The following is a 22,721-nucleotide window of genomic DNA, read 5'->3' as shown; positions in this document are numbered from 1 at the left end:
GCTCTTTTCGTGTCCTTGGTTTAGCCCGCACAGCACGATAGCTGTGTCACATCCTTCGAGAAAGTCTGTGCCACCAGTTTGAGACCTTCCACCATGGTGAGGTAGGTGAAAAGTTGGTTGGCAAGATCCTGGACGGTCATGCGAGCCCGGATGGCAATCGCGGCAGTCTGGATGATCTCGCCTGCTTCCGGTGTTACAGCCTGAACCCCAAGAATGCGTCCAGATTCAGCCTCAGCGACAAGCTTGATAAAGCCGCGCGTGTCGAAGTTGGCGAGTGCACGCGGCACATTGTCGAGCGTGAGAGTACGACTGTCGGTTTGCAGGCCGATGCGCTGGGCTTCTGCTTCACTGTAGCCAACCGTGGCAACTTGCGGATCAGTGAACACGACTGCCGGCATAGCGTCGAGATCGAGCGTTGCGTCGCCGCCTGTCATGTTGATACCGGCACGGGTGCCAGCGGCGGCTGCAACGTAGACGTACTGCGGTTGGTCGGTGCAATCGCCGGCTGCATAAATGTTCGGTGCGCTCGTTCGCATGCCTTTATCGATCACGATGCGATGTTGCGAGTCGAGCGCCACACCTGCTCGTTCAAGATCCAGGCTGGTGGTATTCGGTGCGCGGCCGGTAGCAACGAACAATTGATCCGCGCGCAACTCTCCCTGCGGGGTCGTGAGGATGAATTGGCGATCGGAATAGGTCACGGCACTTGCCTGTGTCTGTGTCAACACCGTGATGCCTTCCGCTCGGAAGGCAGCGGTCACGGCCTCGCCAATGGCAGGGTCCTCGCTCGCAAACAACGTGCGCCGCGCCAGGATCGTGACTTCGCTGCCCAGCCGTGCAAACGCCTGCGCCAGTTCCAGCGCTACTACTGAGGCACCGATTACTGCGAGCCGTTTCGGAATGGTCTCGCTAACCAGCGCTTCGGTGGAAGTCCAATAGGGGGTTTCTGCAAGACCAGGCAACGGCGGAATGGCTGCGCTCGCGCCGGTAGCAATGAGACAGCGGTCAAACGCCACTTCGTGCCAGTCCCCTTCTGCAGCTTCCACGATAAGCGTGTGGCCATCCTTGAAACGGGCGCTGCCTCGTACCAGATTGATTGACGGATTGCTTTCGAGGATGCTTTCATATTTGGCAATTCGCAGCTCGTCCACGCGCGCCTGTTGCTGGACAAGCAAACGGTCACGCGAGACAACAGGCGGCGTCGCAGTGAGCCCCACGTCAAAAGGACTTTCACGGCGCAGATGAGCGATATGGGCTGCCCGAATCATGATCTTGGAGGGAACGCAACCCACGTTGACGCAGGTGCCGCCGATAGTCCCGCGCTCGATCAGCGTGACCCGGGCACCGTTTTCCGCCGCTTTGAGCGCAGCCGCCACAGCGGCTCCGCCGCTACCGATAACCGCCACATGTAACTGACCGGCCAGCTCCTCCACCGCGCGGTCACCGCTCAGCCACTGGGCGGCTCTGCCAAGAAGTCCTGGCCGTTCAGCACTGCGCCTTTTGCTTTCCACTTCGTCTGCAGGCTTAGCACGATAACCAAGTGCCCCCACTGCCGTCACGAGTGCCGATACGTCAAGCCTATTGCCCGTGACCTGCGCCCTGTTCGCCGGATAATCGACAGACGCTCGTATCACGCCGGGAACCGCCAGCAGCGCGTCCTCAACGTGCTTTGTGCAACTTGGGCAAGTCATGCCCGCCACGCTCAGACCAACTTCGTTTAATTCTTGCATTTTGCTCTCTCTTTCATCCGTTATGCCCAAGCCGAGTCGTACAACGCCTCGGTAACTGGATCAGTTTTTCGCATCAGCGAACAGGCTCCGTACGTCATTTACAGGTTGTGCACGGAATGACTGACAGTAGAATCGCCAGAACAACATCTCTATCTGGCTCTGGCGACGCCGCCGTCATTTGATGCCTTATTTCTTCAGTTCAGAAGGGTAGCCCACGTCCGTCGTCGCCTTGTTCAATGCCTGGACGCTGGTTTTCGCATCGTCGAACGTCACAACAGCCAGCTTGGTTGCGTAGTCGACCTCGATCTTGCTAACGCCCTCTACCTTGCTCAGCGCCTTCTTCACGGTGATAGGGCAAGTCGCGCAGGACATTCCGGGAACGGACAACGTGACCGTCTGCGTGGCGGCCCAGGCAGGGACAGCGAAGGTAGCGGCAAGGGCAAGAGCGGTAAGCAGTTTTTTCATGATTTTTCCTCAATTAGTAGAACAGGGGCATTACATACGGGAACGTTAGTGCAACGACAACTAGCGCAGCCACAATCCAAAAGATGACTTTGTACGACGTCTTGGCTTGTGGGGCAGCGCATACATCGCCAGGCTCGCATGCTTGCGTAGTCCGGAAGATGCGGCGGTAGGCAAAGAACATTGCTATCAATGCCGCACCGAGAAAGATGGGGCGGTAAGGATCCAATGCCGCCAAGTTACTCATCCAAGCGCCGCTGAATCCCAACATGACCAACACCAACGGCCCCAGGCAGCAGGCCGACGCAAGAATGGCGGCCAGCCCACCAGCAAACAGGGCGCCGCGGCCTTTTTGCGGCTCAGACATAAATTCTCCTTTGCAAGATCCATCGAAAACATGATCGTACGTCCGGAGCTAAGTACGGAGTCAAGGACTTTGGAAAAACAGCGGCGGGTTCCGCCTGGCCCGTGGCGTGCACCCCTGGCGGCTACGGCCTGTTCGACGATGCTGCCTTGCAACGGCTGTGCTTCGTACGGGCGGCCTTCGAGGCGGGTATCGGCCTGGATGCGTTGGCGCAGCTGTGCCGGGCGCTGGATGCTGCGGACTCCGAGGAAGCGGCCGCGCAGCTTGCCGTGCTGCGCCAGCTCGTCGAGCGCCGCCGCCAAGCGCTGGCGAACCTGGAAGCCCAGTTGACTGAATTGGCGCATGGCGCGTCGGCGCTTCCTGTATGAATAGTCAGGAGCGCATTCCCCCCGACACACCCAAGCCGCTCAGCGGCTACCTTTGGGGCGCGCTTGCGGTGCTCACATGTCCCTGCCACCTGCCGGTGCTCGCCGTTGTACTCCCCGGCACAGGGGGCAGCTGGCTCCTCGGAAAGCATCGGGTCATCGCGGCAGTCGCCCTGACGGGGCTGTTCATCCTGTCCTTGGCACGAGGGATCCGCGCTTTCAGGCGAAGTGCCTGATCATCGCCGGGCAGGACCGAAGTGACTGCCTTGCAACGGTTACAGAGCCAGGTTGAGCGCTCCAAGCCAGGTATTGCAGCAGTGCTGCCTTCGATGGACCAGTCGGTGGCGGCAACTTTGCACGCTTTAGAAAGTCCGAGTGGTCGTGTGCTTCGCATCCTGGCGTTCCGCGGAACGCACCTATTTTATCGAATTAGGAGAGTGAATGATGAAACGATACAACCTTGTGATTATTGGCACCGGGACGGCAGCGATGGTCGCCGCGATGCGTGTGCGGGCTGCCGGATGGAGTGTTGCGGTGATTGATTTCCGCCCCTTTGGTGGCACGTGCGCACTGCGCGGGTGCGATCCCAAAAAAATGCTCGTAGGCGGCGCCACCGCGGCGGACCACGCCCGTCGCATGCATGGCAAAGGCATTGCCGGCGAGACCCGTATCGACTGGCCGGCCCTGATCGCCTTCAAGCGGACTTTTACCGATCCCATTCCAGAAAAGCACCGGCAGCGTTACGCCGACAAGGATATAGATACCTATCATGGGCTTGCCCGCTTCACCGGCCGCCAAACGCTTGATGTCGAAGGCGAGCCGCTGGAGGCCGAGTACATCCTGATCGCCTCGGGAGCGGAGCCGATGAAGCTCGGCATCGCGGGCGAGGAGCACCTGATCACCCACGAGGAATTTCTTGAATTGGAGACCCTGCCGCGCCGGATCATTCTCGTCGGCGGTGGCTTTATCGCCTTCGAGTTTGCGCATACCGCACGGCGCGCAGGCGCCGAAGTCACCGTACTCGAGCAGGCTTCGCGCGTGCTCGGGCCATTTGACCCAGACCTTGTCGGGTGGCTGGTGGAGAAGTCTCGCGATCTCGGCATTGACGTGCGCACCGGGACCGCCGTCGAGACCATAGACCGGGACGGTGGCAGCTTCACCGTCCGTGCCGCTGCACATGGGAACTTGGAGACGTTCCAGGCAGACCTCGTTGTGCATGGCGCCGGCCGCGTGCCCGCGCTCGACGCGCTCGACCTGGACGCCGCCGGGGTGGCGCACGAGCGGGGCCGGATCAAGCTCAACGAGTTCCTGCAGAGTGTCTCTAATCCGGCGGTGTATGCGGCCGGCGACGCCGCGCAAGTGGGCCCACCCCTGACGCCGGTGTCGAGCCACGATGGCAAGGTGGTTGCGTCGAATCTGCTGAACGGGAACCACCAAGAGCCGAACTACACTGGGGTGCCGAGCGTGGTCTTCACGATCCCGCCCCTTGCCGCCGTGGGACTAGGCGAAGCTGAGGCGCGCCGGCAAGGCTACAAGTTCCGCATGCAGAGCGAAAAGGCATCCGACTGGTTCACGGCGCGTCAGGCCGCAGAGCCTGCTTATGGATTCAAGGTGCTCATCGACGAGGAAACTGACCGGGTGCTCGGCGCACATCTACTGGGCCCGCATGTGGATGAGGTGATCAACATCTTTGCTCTCGCAATACGCCATGGCCTCACGGCGGAACAGCTCAAGACGACGATGTTCGCCTATCCCACCGGTGCGTCGGACATTGGATATATGTTGTAGTCCGGCCGTAAATCCGACACGGGCCAGGAGCGGCCGTGATATATCGGCCGATAGGCGTCAGATTGAGGCATACCCTAACCTGATGTCAGGATGCCCCGAATTGATCAGTCAGGATAGAGTCCGTTTCGTGATTTCTTGAAAGATGCCGCGAAGGGTCATAGAGTTTCCCTGACACTTTCGCCTCTTGGAGACTCATCTTGCACGGTCAACGCATGGGCTATATCAGGGTCAGCAGTTTCGACCAGAACCCAGAACGCCAACTCGACAACGTCCAGGTGGATAAGCAGTTCATCTACAAGGCTTCGGGGAAGGACACCCTGCGGCCGCAGCTCGATGCCATGCTGTCATTCGCGCGCGAGGGTGACACTGTGGTGGTGCACAGCATGGATCGCCTTGCCCGCAACCTAGACGACCTGCGCCGCCTGGTGCAGCAGCTCACCAAGCGCGGCATCCGCATTGAGTTCGTCAAGGAGTGCCTCAGCTTCACTGGCGAGGATTCGCCGATGGCGAACTTACTGCTGTCGGTAATGGGAGCGTTCGCTGAATTCGAGCGGGCGCTGATCCGCGAGCGGCAGAGAGAGGGGATCGCGCTGGCCAAGCAGCGCGGCACTTACCGTGGCCGTAAGATGGCGCTTGTGGACGACCAGGTTGTCGAGCTACGCCGCCGCGCCGGTGCCGGCGAGCAGAAAGCCACGCTTGCGCGCGAGTTCGGCATCAGTCGCGAGACGCTGTATCAATACCTGAAAGTGGCGCCAACGGCTTAACCCGGTTTTCCGTTCCACTGCACCTCAGACCCCAGGAAGACCGCGCGGCCTTCATCGCCGCGGTGGACAAGGCAAGCCACCATGTCGAACGTCAACCGACTAAAAGCGCTTCACCCTCAAACCAATCTCCTTGATTCAAACCCGACCGCCTTGGACACTTTTACTTCACGACTGCAAGCTCTGGACACTTTTGCTTCTTTAAATCGGACACTTTCACTTCAACGAACGAAAATGGCCGGAATCTCGGCCGATGATCGTTCTGCTTAGCGTACGTTTTTTTCCGAATTCTGCGACGCCCCCTTATACAAGAAATTTAACGGATAAAGAGCAAAATAATATTCAGGCAGGGATTCAGTATAAAACCATTCATTTAACCGATGAATACTTTTCCCCGTTAATTATCCGCAAGGCATTAATGTCAGCAGAAAACAATTTCTTTCGATTTAATCATCTGAAAAATCACATTGTTGGGATAAAAAGTATTGATGAATTGATCGAAAAGTATCTACCTTTATATGAAATTAAATATTCGTATTCAGAAGGTAAGGACATTAACCAACTTGAAGCGCATGAAAAACTGCAATTATTGGTCGGTGTGATTTTACCCGAAGTGCGTAAAGCCATAGATCGGCACATGCCACAGATAGAGGTGGTCCCACATGTTTGAACAACTAAAAGCTTATTTATAAGTGATACTCTGCTCTAGTTAAGCTACCTTATTTTGTTGTGGTAGCTGGTCATAGTAAAACTCATCTGGAGTCATTTTGTCCAGACTCGAATGAGGTCGTTTCAAATTATAAAATTCAAAATATGCGTTTAATTGCTTCTTCGCATCCAAAACATTGCTGTAGGCTTTGAGATACACCTCTTCATATTTAACGCTCCGCCATAATCGTTCAACCATCACATTATCAACCCATCGACCTTTACCATCCATACTGATTTGAATGCCATTTGATTTCAATACATCAATAAATGCATCACTGGTAAACTGACTGCCTTGGTCTGTATTAAATATTTCAGGTCGACCATATTTTTCAATAGCTTCATTTAATGTTTCTATGCAAAATGTAACCTCCATACTAATCGATACTCTATGCGCAAGTACCTTGCGGCTATGCCAATCAATCACAGCACATAAATAAACAAAGCCTTTTGCCATAGGGATATACGTTATATCCGTAGACCACACTTGATTACTGCGCTGAATAGCCAATCCTTTGAGCAGATATGGATATTTGCGGTGAGCTTGATTAGCCTGGCTTAAATTTGGTTTGCAATATAACGCATTAATGCCCATTTTCTTCATTAAAGTACGTGTATGACGTCGTCCTATATGATGTCCTTGACGATTCAACAAATCACGCATCATACGGCTACCTGCAAAAGGGTATTGCATATGTAACTCATCCATACACCGCATCAGCTTCAGATCTGATGCACTCACAGGTTTTGGGCGATAGTAATAACAACCACGGGAGACTTTCAGCAGCTGAGCTTGCTTAGATACTGAAATCTGAAGTGAGTCATCGATTAACTTTTGTGGTTGAAGCGGCCCAGTTTCTTCAACACACCTTCTAAAAAATCAATTTCTAATGCCTGCTCACCGATTTTTGCATGTAGTTTTTTTAGATCGATGGGTGGTTCTGTTGGAGCTTTTGATTGATCGAAAGCTTGCGAGGAAGCTGAAATCAGTTGATTTTTCCAGTCGATAATTTGGTTTTGATGAACATCAAATTCAGCACTCAATTCAGCAAGTGTTTTTTCTGCTTTAATCGCAGCAAGTGCTACCTTAGCTTTAAAATCATTTGAATGATTTCTTCTTGGTCTACGTGCCATAAAATACTCCATATATTGATGTTTATAACATCATTTGGGGAGCAAAATATCACTTATAGGTGTTGTTCAAATTTCCTGATCCACCTCTGATTACAGGAAGTCATATTTTTAGACCTAAATCACTATCCTCTATCTTTCAGCAAGAAAAGAACATCTACTTGGTTTCGTTCCCTATCCAAGATTCAGATGGTGAAACGAGTGATCATGCACCTGATGAACGTGCAAAACCACAGTCAAGCCATGACAACCCCGATCTACAGTTTGATGTTGAAACTGCCGATTGGTACGCCTACAGTGAAAACTATGGCACAAGTGAAGAAAAACGCTTTGTTAAGTTTGTTGCAACTCAAATTGACGAGCTTAAATCACGCTACAAGGGTGCAGAGATTTACCTGATACGGAATGAACTCGATTATTGGTTGTTTAGCCCTAAAGATGGTCGTAGATTCAGCCCTGACTACATGCTGATCATTAATGATGCTGAAAATAGTGAAATGTACTATCAATGCTTAATTGAGCCTAAAGGTGGTCATTTGCTTGAAAAGGATACTTGGAAAGAGGAAGTATTGATTAGTTTGGATGATGAAAGCCAAATTGTTTTTGATGCAGATCAAGATGATTCACAAAACTATGTTGAGTTCTTAAATGAAGTTAAAGAGCATGGTTATAAGGAAGTTAAATGTTTAGGCTTCAAATTCTACAATACCGAACCACGATCTGAATCAGATTTTGCTATTGATTTTCACAATAGGATGCCGAGTTAATCTAGGTTTCTCACTGTAACCTGCTGATTATTATCTTTTTGTGAAGTTGCTACATAATATTGTTTTTATTGCTTAAAATTATATTCCGATGCTTGGTCAAAACTGCAAGTATGCAGTCTTGACCAGGCATCTAGGGGTCGTCTCAGAATTCGGAAAATAAAGCACGCTAAGGCGTAGTCACCCCGTGACTCCCCCGCGCCGATGCAGCGAGCTTCGTTCCGTCTTGCAGTGACGCAATCAGCGGGCAGGAAACGTTCCCTTTCCGCGCATGGCAGGCGCACATCAGTTCAGACAGCACGGCCTCCATGCGTGCCAAGTCGGCCATCTTCTCGCGCACATCCTTGAGCTTGTGCTCGGCCAGACCGCTGGCTTCCTCGCAATGGGTGCCATCCTCCAGCCGCAGTAGCTCGGCGATTTCGTCCAGGCTAAAGCCCAGCCGCTGGGCCGATTTCACGAACCGCACTCGTGTTACATCCGCCTCGCCATAGCGGCGAATGCTGCCATAGGGCTTGTCTGGCTCCGGCAGCAGGCCCTTGCGCTGGTAGAACCGGATGGTCTCCACATTGACCCCGGCCGCCTTGGCAAAAACGCCAATGGTCAGATTCTCAAAATTAATTTGCATATCGCTTGACTCCGTACATAACTACGGAAGTAAGCTTAAGCTATCCAAACCAAATTTGAAAGGACAAGCGTATGTCTGAACCACTAAACGGGCGCGGCGCGCTCTTCGCCGGTGGGCTGGCCGCCATTCTTGCGTCGGCCTGCTGCCTGGGGCCGCTGGTTTTGATCGCCTTGGGGTTCAGCGGGGCATGGATCGGCAACCTGACGGTATTGGAGCCGTATCGGCCGATCTTCATCGGCGCGGCGCTGGTTGCACTGTTCTTTGCCTGGCGGCGCATCGTCCGACCGACCGCAGCCTGCAAGCCGGGCGAGGTGTGCGCGATTCCGCAAGTGCGCACCACCTACAAGCTCATTTTCTGGTTCGTCGCCGTGTTGGTCTTGGTCGCGCTTGGTTTTCCCTACGTCATGCCATTTTTCTACTAATCAGGAGTTCATCATGAAAAAGCTGTTTGCCTTCCTCGCTCTCGCCGCTTTCGTTGCCCCCGTGTTCGCCGCCACTCAGACCGTCACGCTGTCCGTGCCTGGCATGACCTGCGCCTCTTGCCCGATCACTGTCAAGCACGCGCTTTCCAAGGTTGAGGGCGTGAGCAAGACCGACGTAAGTTTCGACAAGCGCCAGGCCGTCGTCACCTTCGACGATGCCAAGACCAACGTCCAGAAGTTGACCAAGGCGACCGAGGACGCGGGCTATCCGTCCAGCCTCAAACGCTGATCCGTTAACCGAACTCGGGAGCGACACATGGGACTCATCACGCGCATCGCTGGCAAAACCGGCGCGCTCGGCAGCGTCGTTTCCGCGATGGGCTGCGCCGCCTGTTTTCCTGCCATCGCCAGCTTTGGCGCGGCCATCGGACTGGGCTTCTTGAGCCAGTACGAGGGGCTATTCATTGGCATCCTGCTGCCGATGTTCGCCGGCATCGCGTTACTCGCCAATGCTATCGCTTGGCTCAATCATCGACAGTGGCGACGCACGGCGCTCGGCACGATAGGCCCGATCTTGGTGCTGGCAGCGGTGTTTTTAATGCGGGCTTACGGCTGGCAGAGCGGTGGACTGCTCTATGTCGGCCTGGCCTTGATGGTTGGGGTGTCGGTCTGGGATTTCATCTCGCCAGCACATCGCCGCTGCGGGCCGGACAGCTGTGAATTGCCAGAACAACGTGGCTGACGGCAACAGCCGTAGCCACCACAGAAAAGGAAAAATACATGACCCATCTAAAAATCACCGGCATGACCTGCGACTCGTGCGCGGCGCACGTCAAGGAAGCGCTGGAAAAAGTACCCGGCGTCCAATCTGCCATAGTGTCCTATGCCAAGGGCGCGGCCCAGCTCGCCCTTGATCCAGGCACAGCGCCGGACGCACTGACCGCCGCCGTGGCTGGCCTGGGCTACAAAGCGATGCTCGCCGATGCCCCGCCGGCCGACAAGGGCAGCGGCGGCGAGCGCCCGTTGCAAGTCGCCGTGATCGGCAGCGGTGGAGCCGCGATGGCGGCAGCACTGAAGGCCGTCGAGCAAGGCGCGCAGGTCACGCTGATTGAGCGCGGCACCATCGGCGGCACCTGCGTCAACGTCGGTTGTGTGCCGTCCAAGATCATGATCCGCGCCGCCCACATCGCCCATCTGCGCCGGGAAAGCCCATTCGACGGCGGCATGCCACCCACACCGCCGACGATCTTGCGCGAGCGGCTGCTGGCCCAGCAGCAGGCCCGTGTCGAAGAACTCCGTCATGCCAAGTACGAAGGCATCCTGGACGGCAATTCAGCCATCACCGTTCTGCACGGTGAAGCGCGTTTCAAGGACGACCAGAGCCTTATCGTTAGTTTGAACGAGGGTGGTGAGCGCGTCGTGATGTTCGACCGCTGCCTGGTCGCCACGGGTGCCAGTCCGGCCATGCCGCCGATTCCGGGCCTGAAAGAGTCACCCTACTGGACTTCGACCGAGGCCTTGGTCAGCGACACCATTCCCGAACGCCTGGCCGTCATCGGCTCGTCGGTGGTGGCGCTGGAACTGGCGCAAGCCTTCGCCCGGCTGGGTAGCCAGGTCACGATCCTTGCGCGCAGCACGCTGTTCTTCCGCGAAGACCCTGCCATCGGCGAGGCCGTCACAGCCGCCTTCCGTGCCGAAGGAATCAAGGTACTGGAACATACGCAAGCCAGCCAAGTCGCCCATGTGGACGGCGAATTCGTGCTGACCACTGGACAGGGCGAAGTGCGCGCCGACAAGCTGCTGGTCGCCACCGGCCGGACACCGAACACGCGCAGCCTGGCATTGGAAGCGGCGGGGGTAGCCGTCAATGCGCAGGGGGCCATCGTCATCGACAAGGGCATGCGCACCAGTAGCCCGAACATCTACGCGGCCGGCGACTGCACCGACCAGCCGCAGTTCGTCTATGTGGCGGCAGCGGCCGGCACTCGTGCGGCCATTAACATGACCGGCGGCGACGCCGCCATCAATCTGACCGCGATGCCGGCCGTGGTGTTCACCGACCCGCAAGTGGCGACCGTGGGCTACAGCGAGGCGGAAGCGCACCACGATGGCATCGAAACCGACAGCCGCACGCTGACGCTCGACAACGTGCCGCGTGCGCTTGCCAACTTCGACACACGCGGCTTCATCAAGCTGGTCATTGAGGAAGGTAGCGGACGGCTCATCGGCGTGCAGGCGGTTGCCCCGGAAGCGGGCGAACTGATCCAGACGGCTGTTCTCGCCATTCGCAACCGCATGACGGTGCAGGAACTGGCCGACCAGTTGTTCCCTTACCTGACGATGGTCGAGGGGTTGAAGCTCGCGGCGCAGACCTTCAGCAAGGACGTGAAGCAGCTTTCCTGCTGCGCCGGGTAATCGGAATCAAATCACCAAACCCCAAGGAGCCAAACAACTATGGAAACATCAACCTTCGTCAAAGAAATCGCGGAGCGTTTCTCGGTTATCAACCGACTACATCCCACTGAACTCTTGCTTCCGCTTCTTCGCGAGATTGCCAAGGGAAGTCCCGTCTCGCGGAAAACGCTCGCGACCGTGCTCGACTGGCCGGCCGACAGAGTCGCGGCAGCACTCGATCAGGTCCCCAGCACCGAGTATGACGACGACGGCAATATTGTCGGCTATGGCCTTACGCTGCGCGAAACCCCGCATACCTTTGAGATTGACGGCCAACGTCTCTACACGTGGTGCGCCCTAGACGTATTAATATTCCCGGCTTTGCTCGGCAGGAGCGCGTACGTCTCCTCGCGCTGCCCTACAACGGGTGAAGAGGTATCGCTTACGGTGGCGCCAGATGGGCTGCACCGGCTCGAACCGGCGAGCGCAGTTGTGTCACTGGTGCGACCAAATGCGTCATCCGACATTCGCTGCTCCTTCTGCTGCCACGTCCACTTTTTTGCCAGCGCCGCTGCCGCTGACGATTGGGTCGCGCAGCATGAGGGTGCCGAAGTTGTGGGCGTCGAAGAGGCCTTTCGCCTTGGGCAAGAGCTTGCTCGACAGCTGTCATCGCCTAGCGGGACGTAACTGTCCTGTGCTGCGCAGGGTGAGGAAAAGGAGGTGTTCAGTGAGCGCTTATACAGTTTCCCGCTTAGCACATGACGCGGGCGTGAGTGTGCATATCGTGCGCGACTACCTGCTGCGTGGATTGCTGCGGCCGGTGGCGTGCACCCCAGGCGGCTACGGCCTGTTCAACGATGCCGCCTTGCAACGGCTACGCTTCGTGCGGGCCGCCTTCGAAGCGGGCATCGGCCTGGATGTGCTGGCGCGGCTGTGCCGGGCGCTGGATGCTGCGGACGGTGACGGTGCGTCTGCGCAGCTTGCCGTGTTGCGGCAACTCGTCGAGCGTCGGCGCGAGGCCCTGGCCAGCCTCGAAATGCAACTGGCCGCCATGCCAACCGAACCGGCACAGCACGCGGAGAGTCTGCCATGAACAGCCCAGAGCACTTGCCGTCTGAGACGCACAAACCGATCACCGGCTACTTGTGGGGCGCGCTGGCCGTGCTCACCTGTCCCTGCCATTTGCCGATTCTCGCCATTGTGCTAGCCGGCACGACGGCCGGCGCGTTCATCGGGGAGCACTGGGGTATTGCAGCCCTCACGCTGACCGGCTTGTTTGTCCTGTCTGTGACGCGGCTGCTGCGGGCCTTCAAGGGAAGATCATGACCGCTTCCCAGCCAGCCGAGAGTGGGCAGCTTTGAGCTTCGCTACCAATCTGGAGGAGTACCACCATGAACGCAAACGCCCCGAACACTGCCAGTTGCACCACCTGCTGCGTATGCTGCAAAGAAATTCCGCTCGATGCCGCCTTCACCCCGGAAGGCGCGGAATACGTCGAACATTTCTGCGGGCTGGATTGCTATGAACGCTTCCAGGCACGCGCCAAGGCCGCGACAGAATCTGACATTGCGCCTGTCCCTGGCGGTTCGCAGCCGTCAGATTGAGGCATTCTTCAAATTAACATAGGGACTGGCTTTGTTGCATAAAGGTTTGAAAGATAGAGCGATCCTAATTGAGCCAAATTCAAGTGACAACTTGGGTGTGAGGGCGCCCCAATTCTGTGAATTTGTTCAAGACGGCTACGCGTGCATGAATCTCATTCACCTGACTAGGAAAACTCCTTGCTGTTAATTTATCGCCTAATAATTTGATGCAATGCATCTTGGTTTCCACCAAACTTCGACGATGATAACCAGACCACTTTTTCCAAAGTGACCTTCCTAGCAGTTTGACTGTTTTCAATAACTCATTTCGTTCTATAGACCTGACTTGCTGATCTTTCCAAGGCTTTGCATTCTTCCTGGGTGGAATGACCGCATGTGCATCACGATTTAAAATGACTTGTCGGCAGTGCTTTGTGTCATAAGCACCATCTGTATAGACTGAATCAATTCGTTCATCCAAGGGAACTTGAGAAAGTAAATCTTCGAGCACTTGTGAATCGCTGACATTATTTGTCGTGAGTTGTACTGCACGTATTTGAAGGGTTTCAGCTTCTATAGCAATATGGAGCTTACGCCATTGGCGACGATATTCAGATCCATGTTTCTTGCATTTCCATTCACCTTCACCTAGAAACTTCAAGCCAGTAGAGTCCACGAGTAGATGCAGACCATCTCTACTTTTTTGGTAGCTAATTGTAATATCTGAATAGCCACTGATTTTGTAGGCACCTTTCAGTCCATCTAGTGACTAATTAATTTGTTTTAAATACCGATAGACAGCCTGTCTACTGATACCAAACGCTTTTGCCAGATCAACTTTTGATGAATACTTCCCTTCTTTCCAGGCTTGCAGTAATGCTTTAGCTTGATCTGGATTCAATTTATGGACACGACCTTTATATTTGCCCTGAGCTGCTGCGATCTTAATCCCTTCTTTCTGACGTTCTAAGATAATTTCCCGCTCGAATTGAGCAAAAGCACCCATCAGTTGCAGCATCAAATTATCCATCGGCGTGGATTGGGCAGTAAAAGTAATATTCTCTTTTACAAACTGGATGGCGATCCCTCTTTTGACCAGTTTATCTACTTCAGTGACCAAATCTTTTAGACTTCGTGCAAAACGATCCATGGAATGTACAATCACCCTATCCCCTTCCCGGACATAGTTCAACATTTCTTGAAATTTCGGTCGGTCGGTATTTTTAGGCACTGTTGCAAATAGAGATTTGAGTCGATGATGTTCCCTTTAAAAAGTGCTTAGAGACCGAAAACCCTGTTGATTAGACACACTTCACCCTGAGGCTGACCATAATAAAATGACGATGCTTGTCCTTTACGTAGTGCACGCATGACTTCAATACCTTTAATTGTGGCATAAGCAGTCTTCATAGATTTGAATCCTAATGTGGCCCTGATGATTCGCTTTAACTTACCATGATCACATTCAATGACATTATTTTTATACTTAATCTGCCTGTGCTCAATATCTACTGGACATTTTCCTTCTCGCTTTAATCGTGATAAAGCATGGCCATAGGTCGCTGCTTTATCTGTATTGATGACCCGTGGAATTTGCCATTTTTTCACCGTATTGAAGATCTTTCCTAGAAAACTATAGGCTGATTTACTGTTCCGTCTAGCGGAAAGGTAAAAGTCAATCGTATGACCCCGTTGATCAACTGCACGATACAGGTAAGTCCATCGCCCCTTCACTTTGATATAAGTCTCATCCATATGCCATGAATGTAAATCTGTAGGATTACGCCAATACCAGCGTAACCGTTTTTCCATTTCTGGAGCATAACGCTGAACCCAACGATAAATTGTACTGTGATCCACATTTATGCCTCGTTCAGCGAGCATTTCTTGAAGTTCACGATAGCTGATGCCATATTTACAATACCAACGAACAGCCCAAAGAATGATTTCACCTTGAAAGTGCCGACCGTGGAAGGGATTCATCTGCTGTATCTCGAAATAAATAAGATATTTAGCTTATCATGTCAGCCTATTTGCAACAGTGCCTCTCTAATTAGTAATATTGTAGTTTCAAGCTTGAGTACAACAGGTATTTTTTTGATAATAGATGTAGAAAAGTAGTGGAATTTTAAAGTTTTTAAACAATAGAAATTTAATAACATGAATTGATTATGGATTTACCAACTCTTAAATTTTTTAACTGATATTATTGTTATATAAGATATTTTGGTTCTTTAAGATTAATTACTAATAATTGTTAAAAAATTATCGATTTAAGGTTGTTAGGGTGCTTTATGGCTAGACCTCTAAGAAAGGTTAATAGGGAAGGTGTTTTATACACTCGGCGTAGTATTGTTGAATGTGAGATTGATGAACTAGAAAAAATCAGTCATGAGGAGATTGTTGCCAGAAGTATTATTTGGCCAAAATCAATTGAGGGTTTTATATCAAGTGAAACATTGCTCTATTTTATTCGAAATACTGATAATTCTTGGCTTCGTGAAAAGTTACTCCTAGCTCTCTTAGAAAGAATACATCGTAATCTTCCTAAACCTCATAGCCTAGATGGAAGAACTTCTTCCTTAAGTAATATGGAAATCCGCGATAAAGTTCGTGATGATTTTATCGATTTACTATTAGTGGATCAGGATAGTTATGAGGAGCGTCTTGATTATTTTGAAGTCAACTTTAACAGCGCATTAGCTAAAGACCGAGTTGATGCACAAAATAAAATTCAAAATAAAGATAATCTCACTCAAGGATTATATGGTGAAGATGAAAATATCTTACCAGAGGTTGAAAATGCGTTAGAACCCTATGATCCTTTTGATGCAAATGAACTTGACAAAGAATATTACCGACGAAGTCTACATGAGGCGATTAATGTTTTATCACCACTTCAGCAACGTATTGTCGTAATGTGGTGTCACGATATACCCATTATTTCGAAAGATCCCAATGAAATGACAATCACTAAAACGTTGAAGAAGTCAGATAAAACTATTCGCACGCACCGTGATTTTGCGCTTGCAATATTGCGTAAACAACTAGAAAATAAGGAGAAATTTTAATGAGAGATCAAAATATTTCTCGTGAGGATGTACTGAGAGACTTCTCAGTAGAATTTGATTCTAGTAAAGATATCTTACTAAAGTATCTCATAGAGTTTCCTGAATATTCTAATGAATTAGTCGATCTGTCACTCGAGCTGTCTCGTGAAATTGATGACTGTGTACCACTTACCCCAGATGATGAAATAAGTATTGAGTCTGCTTTGGATCGATTTCGTAGGGGGCTTACCCAGCAATCGGAACAAATAGATATACCTCCACAGCGTTTCTCAAATGCAGCAAAGTTATTAAATCTTCCCAAACAAGTTTTAATGGCTTTTGGAGTAAGAAGAGTTGAACTGTCATCTGTTCCATTACATTTTATTAATAGGCTTGCGATAGTTCTACAGGTAACGACTGCTCAGTTGAAGGCCTTTCTTGCACTACCACCACAAGCACAACATAGCCGAAGTTATAAATCTAATGTAAAACCAACTGCGCCAAGCAAGGTATCTTTCGAAAAGATTCTTCATGATGCACTTATTCCAGAAGAACGAATTCAAGAGATAATAAATAGAGACGAATGATATGGATGCTATCGAGATCGCTCGCCAGCGCGCTGACAAACTACATCATGAGGCTGTAGGCAGAGGGCTAGATCCTTGGAACTCTTATGCTTTTGCTGTTGCTGAAGCTGCGTTTCGAGATATTGACGTAGAGAAGTGTTTACAATGTTCCGATGAATTAAATGGCGCACGGGCGTTCTTTGATAGCACATATAGATTAATTACACATGAGGATTTTGGTTCATCTTTTGAACAGGCATTTCTTGTAGCGCATGAAATTGGTCATGTTGAGCTAGGAGATGATACACAAGATGAATATGTTATTAGTATTGACCCTAGCCGTACAGCAGAATCTGAACTATCAGGAATAAGTCGCGTTGTGGATTATAACCATCGACAACGACGTGAAGTTCAGATGGATCTTTTCGCCCGAGAATTCTTGCTTCCGCGTTCAGTTGTTAAAAAAATGCATCTTGAATGCCATATGACTTGTAGTGATATCGCTAGTAAGCTCGGAGCACCTTTTGAGGTTGTTGCACAGCAAATGCTTGATGCAATGCTGTTGCCTATGGTTGAAAATAAACCACAAGAAATTGATCCAGAGATGCCTCTCAATGAAAAGCAGAATGATGCAGTAAATCATAGAGGTTCTGCTTTTTTACTTCAGGCTGGTCCAGGTACAGGTAAGACTCGAACTCTCATAGCAAGAGTTGAAAGTTTGCTGAATGAAGAGGTTGATCCTCGACGGATATTGTTATTAACCTTCTCGAATAAAGCAGCTGCGGAAATATCAGAACGTATCGCACGAAAGCAGCCCCATGAGGCAGCGGCTCTTTGGATAGGGACTTTTCATGGGTTTGGCCTTGATCTGCTTCGTCGATTTCATGATTTATGTGATTTACCAGCGGAACCCCGCTTAATGGATCGTTCAGAGGCTGTAGAACTTCTGGAAGAGGAGTTCTTACGTCTTAATTTAAATCATTATCGTGATTTGTACGATCCTTCTCAAAATATTGTCGATATTTTGAATGCTATTTCCCGGGCAAAGGATGAGGTGATAGATGCATTACAGTACCGAATTCTTGCAGAGAATATGCTAGCAAAGGCCAGTAGTGCAGAAGAACGTGAAACTGCTGAACGAGCATTAGAAGTTGCTGTAGTATACGAAGCTTATGAAAAGATAAAGAAACAAGAAAATTGTTTAGATTTTGGTGATTTAGTGATGCTACCAGTACAACTGCTGGAGGCTAATGCAGAGTTACGTCAACAGTTGCAGCATGATTATCTGCATGTATTGGTGGATGAATATCAGGATGTTAATAGGAGCAGTATCAGGTTATTAAAGGCTCTCAAACCATATGGTGATAATCTTTGGGTCGTTGGTGATGCAAAGCAGTCAATTTATCGGTTTCGTGGAGCCTCGTCATTTAATATATCGCGTTTTTGCGTGGATGATTTTCCCGGGAGTGTAGGTCAATCACTGAAAATTAATTACCGCTCTGCTTCAGAGATCGTGACATCATTTTCAAGCTTTGCATCAGATATGAAAACAGGCGGTACACACAGTGCTCTTACTGCAAATCGCCCTGCATCAGGTTTTCTTCCGGAAATACGAACAGTAGAAAGTGGTGACCTGGTAAGTTCCGCTTTAGCTGAATCAATTAATAAAATGTGTGATCTTGGTTTTAAGTATCGAGATCAAGCAGTTTTGTGTCGGGGAAATGACAAGCTCTCAGAATTAGGGCGGGATCTGGAACGATTGGGAATTCCGGTATTATTTCTGGGTAGCTTATTTGAGCGACCAGAAATTAAAGACCTTATAGCATTGGTCTCTATTTTGACAGATAAACGCGCTTCCGGATTGATTCGTATTGCATGTTGTACAGAATTTAAGATGCCAATGGAAGATGTCACTCAAATTCTAGAGCATCTACGCACAAGCGAAAGAGAACTTTGTGACTGCGACATATCATTGTTAGCTTTATCCCCAGAGGGATTATCTTCACTTGAAAAATTAAAAAATGTACTACAGGGTTTTAGTAATCACTCACACCCTTGGAATGTTTTAGCGACTGTGCTTTTCGATCGCACACGAATGATAGCTGAAATTGCAACATCAGAGTCTGTTGGAGGGAAAGCTGAAGGAATTGCTATTTGGCAGTTTATGAATTTTGCTCGGCAACAACTTAAAGGTAGTGCCTTTCCCATAGTAAAAATGATAATGCGAATACGTCGTTTACTTAAGCTTAACGATGATCGTGATCTCAGTCAGCTTCCGACAGCGGCCCAAAATATTGATGCAGTCAAATTGATGACGATTCATAGTTCAAAAGGTCTTGAGTTTCCTGTTGTTCATTTAAGTGGGGTTAATAAAGATACACTACCTGGCTCATATAGACGGACAAAATGTCCACCACCTGAGGGTATGGTTGCTGGTGGTAAAGGTTCATCTAATGATGTAGCCAGAGAAGCTCACGACAATGAGCAAGAATGTCTTTTTTACGTAGCAATGTCACGTGCACGAGAAAGACTATTTTTTTATGGTGCAAGGACTAAAGGTCAGAAAAAAATCCAACGTCCACTTTCTGGTTTTTTGGAAAGGATTGGCCCTGTTTCGCACATAAAAACTCTCCCAGTATTACAATTACCAATAGCGCCGGAAAGTATCCCATTAGTAGTGGAATTTCAGGGAGATGTAAGTTTCAGTGCTAATGCTTTAGATTTATATGATAGGTGCCCTAGACGGTTTCTATATACTCATCTTTTATGCATTGGTGGTCGTAGACAAGAAACTGCATTCATGCAAATGCATGAAGCAGTACGCGATGTATTTCAAGCATTAATTGGCTTAGATAATGATCCTTCAATAAATTGGAAACCTATGTTGGAGGCTACTTTTGAAAAGTTTGGTTTACATGAGCATGGATACGTAAGTGATTATCGTAATATCGCTGAGATGATGCTCAATTTTTTTATCCAGTCCAGAAATGGAGCAATTGTTGAAGTTTTTGATAAATTAGTTTTGAATGTTGCAGGTGTAAAGATAACAATTCATGTTGATGAAATGCTGCTACGAGATGATGTGCGTACGTTACGCTGTATCTTTACTGGTCATGCACCTAGTTCAGACCCAAAAAATATAAAATATGCAGCATTTTCCCTTGCTGCAAAGAGTACTTTTCCTGATTCATCTGCAGAATTGGTCTATTTAGCCGATAATAAGGTTTACCCTCTCGACTTTAAACCAAAAGCCCTAAACAATTTTGAAGACAAATTACGAGAAATTTTCATTCGTATCCGTGGTGGTGATTTTAAAATAGCAGATTCAGCATTTAGCTGCCCTAATTGTCCTGCGCTATTTATTTGCGGTAGAGTCCCGACCGGTATCATAAAGAAAAATTTTTAAAATAAATTATAAAAAAATTACCGACGATGCTTTGTCGGTCCGATTAAAGAGATGTAGCCAGAAAATTCCTTCTGGTCAAAACTTTAAGAGGTGTTTATATGAATCCTATTCAGGATGATTTTGATGATGTTGGCGAAGCGGTTCGTGAGAACCGTCCGTTAAAAGCTGCAAATGGATATCGCATTAGTGTTGGAATAGACAATGTGAATTTCCAACAGGCTTTTGTTTCTGATCCAGTGCCTACAGGGCGGCAGATATTATCTGTAGTAGGGCTTGATGATCGGGATGAGGTAACTCTTTATGCGATATTACCATCTGGTGAATTTGAAGATATTCGATTAAATGAAACTTTTGACTTGCGTGGGCGAGAAGTTGAACGGTTTATTGCTTTTCGTACGGATCGGGAATTCAAACTAACACTTGATGGTCGTCAGCTTAAATGGGGCAGGTCAGCTATTGAGGCCAACAACTTGTATGTATTGTCAGGTATTAGTCCAGATCAAGCCGTATTTTTGGAGGTGCGAGGTGGTACTGATCGCCTTATTGAACCTGATGAATTGCTGGATCTTACAGCTCCTGGTATAGAGCATTTTATTACAGCTAAACGACCAGTTCAGGGTTACACCATCACTATTAATTCTCTTGATGAATCAGTACCTAATAAGCAAGTCACATTTGAACAGGTTGTCCAACTGGCATTTCCTAATGACCCAATCGGATCAAATATTATCTACTCTATGACTTATCGTCATGCAGCATCTAGACCAAATGCTGGTGAGCTTGCGGAGGGTGGGGTTATTGAAGTTAAACATCAGGGGACGATTTTCAATGTCACAAAAACTATTCAATCTTAATGATGATTTACGCCAGCTTCGTGAAGCTGGCTATCATGTGCAAATTATTGCCGGCTTCCTTGTTATGAAAGAGGTACCTTATGTAAATGCACAAAAATGCGTTCGCAAAGGTACCCTTGTAACATCATTGGATCTTGCCGGTGATAATACACGTAAACCTGGGTGTCATGTCATGCATTGGGATGGGGAATATCCTTGTAAAGCTAATGGAATGCCTATAGATGAAATTCGCCATGTAACTCAGCACATGGATTTTGGTCATGGTATTACTGCTGAACATAGCTTTTCAAGTAAACCAGGTCCAGAAGGATACCCAGATTACTTTGCTAAAATGTCTACCTACGCGACGATTTTGTCTGGTCCAGCAGCGGTATTACAGCCAGGTATGAGTCCAAAGATATTTCGTGCTCCTGATGAAACTGAAATTGAAAGCATTTTTAATTATATTGATACAGCTTCTGATCGTGCCGGGATAGGCAAACTTTCAGAAAAGCTAGAAAGCGAGGTTGTTTCAATAATTGGAACTGGGGGGACTGGAAGTTATATTATTGATTTAGTTTGCAAAACTCCCGCACATGAGATACGTCTGTTTGATGCGGATGAGTTTTTACAGCATAACGCTTTTCGTGCTCCTGGTGCTCCCTTATTACATGAGCTGCGAAATGCGCCACTGAAGGTCAATTATTTCAAAAATATTTACGACCGAATGCATCGTAATATTGTTGCGAATCCAGTTAGCTTGAACTCTACCAATCTTGAATTATTAAATGGAACTTCGTTTGCGTTTATTTGTATTGATGCTGGTGAAGATAAGAAAGCGATCATTCAGAAATTGGAGTTACTTGATATACCTTTTATTGATGTTGGAATGGGAATAGAGTTCGTAAATGGTAGTCTTGGTGGCATTTTGAGAGTGACAAGTAGTACTCCTGATAAACGCGAACATATCCATTCAGGACGTATTTCATTTGCTAGTGTTGGTGAGAATGATCTTTATGCATCTAATATACAAGTCGCTGATTTAAACTCATTAAATGCGGCTTTAGCTGTAATTAAATGGAAAAAATTGAGAGGCTTTTATAGAGATTTGGAGAATGAACATCACTCTACCTACACTACGGATGGAAATATGTTACTGAATGGGGATCTGACATGCTGAAAATTAAAAAGCTAACAAACCATTTTATCCGTAATATCCCACGTGAAATCGATACAGGCGTTTTATATATCTCAATGGAATATGCAACAGCAGTGCATAGCTGCTGTTGCGGCTGTGGAGAACGGGTTGTTACTCCATTATCACCAACCGACTGGAAAATGATTTTTGATGGCGAAAGTGTTTCACTGACGCCATCTGTTGGGAATTGGAATTCTGCATGTCGTTCACACTACATTATTAAACAAAATGTAGTAATTGAAGCTGGTAGTTGGAGCGAAGATCGAATCACAGCAGAAAGAAAGAGGGATAAATTAGCTAAGACTCATTATTATCAATCTATGGCTCAACCAGAGAGTGAAGTAAATAATAATGAAAAAGAAGCTACCTTTAGAAAACCGCCTGAGAATAAAGGTATTTGGGATAGTTTGCGTAGATGGTCACGAAAATTAATTAATAAAATTGATTAGTGAAATAGGGATAATCTCTCCATGAGTCAGACAAATCCGAAGTATAGTTTTTCATATTTTCCCTGTTTAAAGCAGGGAGAATATTAGCTAACTAAAACTAACATAATATACTCTATGCAAAT

Annotated in this window: 24 protein-coding genes and 4 pseudogenes; 20 read left to right on the top strand and 8 right to left on the bottom strand. The window is 49.0% G+C overall.

Annotation, left to right across the window (positions count from 1 at the left end; all coding sequences use genetic code 11):
* Positions 1-20 precede the first annotated feature (20 nt).
* The 3 genes from merA (DJ533_RS02235) to merT (DJ533_RS02225) all read right to left on the bottom strand — a co-directional run bounded on the left by merA (DJ533_RS02235) (position 21) and on the right by merT (DJ533_RS02225) (position 2,559).
* Positions 21-1,730, bottom strand: a complete 1,710-nt coding sequence (merA, locus tag DJ533_RS02235) for a mercury(II) reductase (RefSeq protein ID WP_033917451.1) — start codon at positions 1,728-1,730, stop codon at positions 21-23.
* 186 nt (positions 1,731-1,916) lie between these two features.
* Entirely contained in the window at positions 1,917-2,195 is a 279-nt protein-coding gene (gene merP / locus DJ533_RS02230; protein ID WP_005028432.1) for a mercury resistance system periplasmic binding protein MerP, read from the bottom strand.
* A 13-nt stretch (positions 2,196-2,208) separates the two neighbouring features.
* A complete protein-coding gene (merT, locus tag DJ533_RS02225) occupies positions 2,209-2,559 on the bottom strand; it encodes a mercuric ion transporter MerT (RefSeq protein ID WP_005028429.1) in 351 nt (116 codons plus the stop codon).
* Positions 2,560-2,657: 98 nt separating this feature from the next.
* Between merT (DJ533_RS02225) and merD (DJ533_RS02220) the strand changes: the two are divergent.
* The 5 genes and pseudogenes from merD (DJ533_RS02220) to DJ533_RS02200 all read left to right on the top strand — a co-directional run.
* Positions 2,658-2,924: pseudogene (gene merD, locus DJ533_RS02220) on the top strand (mercuric resistance transcriptional repressor MerD); the annotation flags it as partial.
* The gene (gene merE / locus DJ533_RS02215) at positions 2,921-3,157 is read left to right on the top strand and encodes a broad-spectrum mercury transporter MerE (protein WP_010591735.1); all 237 of its coding nucleotides are present in this window, start codon (positions 2,921-2,923) and stop codon (positions 3,155-3,157) included. The pseudogene merD (DJ533_RS02220) and the gene merE (DJ533_RS02215), both read left to right, overlap by 4 nt.
* A 205-nt stretch (positions 3,158-3,362) precedes the next feature.
* The gene (locus tag DJ533_RS02210) at positions 3,363-4,709 is read left to right on the top strand and encodes a dihydrolipoyl dehydrogenase family protein (RefSeq protein WP_033917452.1); all 1,347 of its coding nucleotides are present in this window, start codon (positions 3,363-3,365) and stop codon (positions 4,707-4,709) included.
* A 197-nt stretch (positions 4,710-4,906) separates the two neighbouring features.
* The gene (locus DJ533_RS02205) at positions 4,907-5,473 is read left to right on the top strand and encodes a recombinase family protein (RefSeq protein ID WP_033917453.1); all 567 of its coding nucleotides are present in this window, start codon (positions 4,907-4,909) and stop codon (positions 5,471-5,473) included.
* Positions 5,474-5,723: 250 nt separating this feature from the next.
* Complete coding sequence (locus DJ533_RS02200) at positions 5,724-6,140, top strand: hypothetical protein (protein ID WP_065995564.1); 417 nt, start codon at positions 5,724-5,726, stop codon at positions 6,138-6,140.
* 39 nt (positions 6,141-6,179) lie between these two features.
* On the opposite strand, the gene DJ533_RS02195 is transcribed toward DJ533_RS02200, so the two are convergent.
* Positions 6,180-7,312 (bottom strand): IS3 family transposase gene (locus DJ533_RS02195; protein WP_223235881.1). Its coding sequence is split into 2 segments (ribosomal slippage): positions 6,180-7,060 and positions 7,060-7,312, totalling 1,134 coding nucleotides; the frame shifts between segments, so codons are not numbered across the junction.
* Positions 7,313-7,371: 59 nt separating this feature from the next.
* Here DJ533_RS02195 and DJ533_RS18595 point away from each other — a divergent pair.
* Positions 7,372-8,076, top strand: coding sequence for a hypothetical protein (locus tag DJ533_RS18595; protein WP_228716448.1), 705 nt, complete (start codon positions 7,372-7,374; stop codon positions 8,074-8,076).
* A 166-nt stretch (positions 8,077-8,242) separates the two neighbouring features.
* Here DJ533_RS18595 and merR read toward each other — a convergent pair whose 3' ends face one another.
* Positions 8,243-8,698: an Hg(II)-responsive transcriptional regulator gene (gene merR / locus DJ533_RS02185; RefSeq protein ID WP_001166626.1), complete on the bottom strand. Its 456-nt coding sequence runs from the start codon at positions 8,696-8,698 to the stop codon at positions 8,243-8,245.
* Positions 8,699-8,769: 71 nt separating this feature from the next.
* On the opposite strand from merR, the gene merT (DJ533_RS02180) reads away from it, so the two are divergent.
* The 8 genes and pseudogenes from merT (DJ533_RS02180) to DJ533_RS02140 form a co-directional block, all read left to right on the top strand.
* The gene (merT, locus tag DJ533_RS02180) at positions 8,770-9,120 is read left to right on the top strand and encodes a mercuric ion transporter MerT (protein ID WP_065995582.1); all 351 of its coding nucleotides are present in this window, start codon (positions 8,770-8,772) and stop codon (positions 9,118-9,120) included.
* Between the two features lie 13 nt (positions 9,121-9,133).
* Entirely contained in the window at positions 9,134-9,409 is a 276-nt protein-coding gene (gene merP / locus DJ533_RS02175) for a mercury resistance system periplasmic binding protein MerP (protein WP_032490691.1), read from the top strand.
* Positions 9,410-9,436: 27 nt separating this feature from the next.
* Positions 9,437-9,862: an organomercurial transporter MerC gene (gene merC, locus DJ533_RS02170; protein ID WP_000522996.1), complete on the top strand. Its 426-nt coding sequence runs from the start codon at positions 9,437-9,439 to the stop codon at positions 9,860-9,862.
* Positions 9,863-9,900: 38 nt separating this feature from the next.
* Entirely contained in the window at positions 9,901-11,535 is a 1,635-nt protein-coding gene (gene merA, locus DJ533_RS02165) for a mercury(II) reductase (protein ID WP_033917455.1), read from the top strand.
* Between the two features lie 39 nt (positions 11,536-11,574).
* Positions 11,575-12,201, top strand: coding sequence for an organomercurial lyase MerB (gene merB / locus DJ533_RS02160; RefSeq protein ID WP_033917456.1), 627 nt, complete (start codon positions 11,575-11,577; stop codon positions 12,199-12,201).
* A gap of 40 nt (positions 12,202-12,241) precedes the next feature.
* Positions 12,242-12,607 carry a mercury resistance co-regulator MerD gene (gene merD / locus DJ533_RS02155; RefSeq protein WP_033917457.1) on the top strand — a complete coding sequence of 122 codons (366 nt, stop codon included), beginning with the start codon at positions 12,242-12,244 and terminating at the stop codon, positions 12,605-12,607.
* Complete coding sequence (gene merE, locus DJ533_RS02150) at positions 12,604-12,840, top strand: broad-spectrum mercury transporter MerE (protein WP_001087807.1); 237 nt, start codon at positions 12,604-12,606, stop codon at positions 12,838-12,840. Before merD (DJ533_RS02155) ends, merE (DJ533_RS02150) begins: the two co-directional genes overlap by 4 nt.
* A gap of 50 nt (positions 12,841-12,890) precedes the next feature.
* A pseudogene (locus tag DJ533_RS02140) lies at positions 12,891-13,118 on the top strand (DUF3330 domain-containing protein); the annotation flags it as partial.
* A gap of 79 nt (positions 13,119-13,197) precedes the next feature.
* On the opposite strand, the pseudogene DJ533_RS02135 reads toward DJ533_RS02140, so the two are convergent.
* The 3 genes and pseudogenes from DJ533_RS02135 to DJ533_RS02125 form a co-directional block, all read right to left on the bottom strand.
* Positions 13,198-13,821, bottom strand: a pseudogene (locus tag DJ533_RS02135) (IS5 family transposase); the annotation flags it as partial.
* Positions 13,822-13,866: 45 nt separating this feature from the next.
* Positions 13,867-14,322, bottom strand: a pseudogene (locus DJ533_RS02130) (recombinase family protein); the annotation flags it as partial.
* Positions 14,323-14,375: 53 nt separating this feature from the next.
* On the bottom strand, positions 14,376-15,080 hold the full coding sequence (locus DJ533_RS02125) for an IS6-like element IS1008 family transposase (RefSeq protein ID WP_001067783.1): 705 nt from the start codon (positions 15,078-15,080) through the stop codon (positions 14,376-14,378).
* A 311-nt stretch (positions 15,081-15,391) separates the two neighbouring features.
* Here DJ533_RS02125 and DJ533_RS02120 point away from each other — a divergent pair, with 311 nt between their 5' ends.
* The 6 genes from DJ533_RS02120 (at position 15,392) to DJ533_RS02095 (ending at position 22,599) form a co-directional block, all read left to right on the top strand.
* Entirely contained in the window at positions 15,392-16,168 is a 777-nt protein-coding gene (locus DJ533_RS02120; RefSeq protein ID WP_005093369.1) for an RNA polymerase sigma factor, read from the top strand.
* Positions 16,168-16,734, top strand: coding sequence for a hypothetical protein (locus DJ533_RS02115; RefSeq protein WP_033917445.1), 567 nt, complete (start codon positions 16,168-16,170; stop codon positions 16,732-16,734). Before DJ533_RS02120 ends, DJ533_RS02115 begins: the two co-directional genes overlap by 1 nt.
* Position 16,735: 1 nt before the next feature.
* The gene (locus DJ533_RS02110) at positions 16,736-20,119 is read left to right on the top strand and encodes a UvrD-helicase domain-containing protein (protein ID WP_033917444.1); all 3,384 of its coding nucleotides are present in this window, start codon (positions 16,736-16,738) and stop codon (positions 20,117-20,119) included.
* Between the two features lie 98 nt (positions 20,120-20,217).
* A complete protein-coding gene (locus DJ533_RS02105; RefSeq protein ID WP_005093363.1) occupies positions 20,218-20,973 on the top strand; it encodes a multiubiquitin domain-containing protein in 756 nt (251 codons plus the stop codon).
* The gene (locus tag DJ533_RS02100; RefSeq protein WP_005093361.1) at positions 20,948-22,132 is read left to right on the top strand and encodes a ThiF family adenylyltransferase; all 1,185 of its coding nucleotides are present in this window, start codon (positions 20,948-20,950) and stop codon (positions 22,130-22,132) included. Before DJ533_RS02105 ends, DJ533_RS02100 begins: the two co-directional genes overlap by 26 nt.
* Positions 22,126-22,599: a DUF6527 family protein gene (locus tag DJ533_RS02095; protein ID WP_005093359.1), complete on the top strand. Its 474-nt coding sequence runs from the start codon at positions 22,126-22,128 to the stop codon at positions 22,597-22,599. The genes DJ533_RS02100 and DJ533_RS02095 overlap by 7 nt, the downstream gene beginning before the upstream one ends.
* Positions 22,600-22,721: the final 122 nt, after the last annotated feature.

Origin of the sequence: Acinetobacter defluvii, from assembly GCF_001704615.3 — a bacterium.
GTDB classification, from domain to species: domain Bacteria; phylum Pseudomonadota; class Gammaproteobacteria; order Pseudomonadales; family Moraxellaceae; genus Acinetobacter; species Acinetobacter defluvii.
Note: the sequence above shows the minus strand (reverse complement) of the source record. Positions and strands in the feature narration are given on the sequence as shown.

Bases quoted from the DNA above. Each gene is read 5' to 3' on its own strand.
- merC (WP_000522996.1), top strand. From the start codon at position 9,437: ATGGGACTCATCACGCGCATCGCTGGCAAAACCGGCGCGCTCGGCAGC.
- merA (WP_033917451.1), bottom strand. From the start codon at position 1,730: ATGCAAGAATTAAACGAAGTTGGTCTGAGCGTGGCGGGCATGACTTGC.
- DJ533_RS02120 (WP_005093369.1), top strand. From the start codon at position 15,392: ATGGCTAGACCTCTAAGAAAGGTTAATAGGGAAGGTGTTTTATACACT.
- merB (WP_033917456.1), top strand. From the start codon at position 11,575: ATGGAAACATCAACCTTCGTCAAAGAAATCGCGGAGCGTTTCTCGGTT.
- DJ533_RS02110 (WP_033917444.1), top strand. From the start codon at position 16,736: ATGGATGCTATCGAGATCGCTCGCCAGCGCGCTGACAAACTACATCAT.
- DJ533_RS02125 (WP_001067783.1), bottom strand. From the start codon at position 15,080: ATGAATCCCTTCCACGGTCGGCACTTTCAAGGTGAAATCATTCTTTGG.
- merT (WP_005028429.1), bottom strand. From the start codon at position 2,559: ATGTCTGAGCCGCAAAAAGGCCGCGGCGCCCTGTTTGCTGGTGGGCTG.
- merP (WP_032490691.1), top strand. From the start codon at position 9,134: ATGAAAAAGCTGTTTGCCTTCCTCGCTCTCGCCGCTTTCGTTGCCCCC.
- DJ533_RS02115 (WP_033917445.1), top strand. From the start codon at position 16,168: ATGAGAGATCAAAATATTTCTCGTGAGGATGTACTGAGAGACTTCTCA.
- merA (WP_033917455.1), top strand. From the start codon at position 9,901: ATGACCCATCTAAAAATCACCGGCATGACCTGCGACTCGTGCGCGGCG.
- DJ533_RS02105 (WP_005093363.1), top strand. From the start codon at position 20,218: ATGAATCCTATTCAGGATGATTTTGATGATGTTGGCGAAGCGGTTCGT.
- DJ533_RS02100 (WP_005093361.1), top strand. From the start codon at position 20,948: ATGTCACAAAAACTATTCAATCTTAATGATGATTTACGCCAGCTTCGT.
- merT (WP_065995582.1), top strand. From the start codon at position 8,770: ATGTCTGAACCACTAAACGGGCGCGGCGCGCTCTTCGCCGGTGGGCTG.
- DJ533_RS02200 (WP_065995564.1), top strand. From the start codon at position 5,724: ATGATCGTTCTGCTTAGCGTACGTTTTTTTCCGAATTCTGCGACGCCC.
- DJ533_RS02210 (WP_033917452.1), top strand. From the start codon at position 3,363: ATGATGAAACGATACAACCTTGTGATTATTGGCACCGGGACGGCAGCG.
- merR (WP_001166626.1), bottom strand. From the start codon at position 8,698: ATGCAAATTAATTTTGAGAATCTGACCATTGGCGTTTTTGCCAAGGCG.
- merE (WP_010591735.1), top strand. From the start codon at position 2,921: ATGAATAGTCAGGAGCGCATTCCCCCCGACACACCCAAGCCGCTCAGC.
- merP (WP_005028432.1), bottom strand. From the start codon at position 2,195: ATGAAAAAACTGCTTACCGCTCTTGCCCTTGCCGCTACCTTCGCTGTC.
- DJ533_RS02095 (WP_005093359.1), top strand. From the start codon at position 22,126: ATGCTGAAAATTAAAAAGCTAACAAACCATTTTATCCGTAATATCCCA.
- merE (WP_001087807.1), top strand. From the start codon at position 12,604: ATGAACAGCCCAGAGCACTTGCCGTCTGAGACGCACAAACCGATCACC.